At 76.6% G+C, this 548-nt stretch carries 1 pseudogene; it reads left to right on the top strand.

Annotated elements, in window-relative coordinates:
* Positions 1–548, top strand: a pseudogene (locus FV230_RS30235) (chromosome segregation protein SMC); the annotation flags it as partial.

Genomic DNA, 548 nt, shown 5'->3' with positions numbered 1-548 from the left:
TCGATGCGGCGGCGGACGCGGCGCGGGCGGCCTTCGCCGCCGTCGCCGTCGATGCCGGGCTCGTCGGGCGTGCCGAGGAGATCCTGGAAGGTTTTCGCGGGATCGACCGCTTCGACAAGAACGGGGTCGACCTGCCCCGCATCCAGGGCGAGGCGGACCAGTTCGACGCCGAGCTCGCCCGGCTCGCCGTGCGGGTCGGCCTCCCCGACGTGGAGGCGCTGACGCGGCGCCAGCCCTCGGACGCCGTCCGCGCCCGGGTCGAAACCCTGATCCGCGATGGGCAGGAGGACGCCGCCGCCATCGCCCGGCTGGAGCGCGACCTCGCCGCGGCGCGTACCGAGCACGAGGGCCTGCTGCGCGACGTGGCCGAAGGCGGCACGCCGGTCGATCCGACCCCCTTCCGCGAGACGTTACGCCCGCTGGCGGCGATCCGCGGCGTGATCGCCGAGCGCGACGCCCTCGATGCCACGGTGCGGCGGGCCGAGCAGGTGCTGCGCGGGCAGGCGGCCCGTCTGTCGCCACCGGTGGCCGACGTCGCGGCCCTCGCC

Source organism: Methylobacterium sp. WL6 (assembly GCF_008040095.1).
Taxonomy (GTDB): domain Bacteria; phylum Pseudomonadota; class Alphaproteobacteria; order Rhizobiales; family Beijerinckiaceae; genus Methylobacterium.
This window is presented reverse-complemented; position numbering and strand designations above follow the sequence as displayed.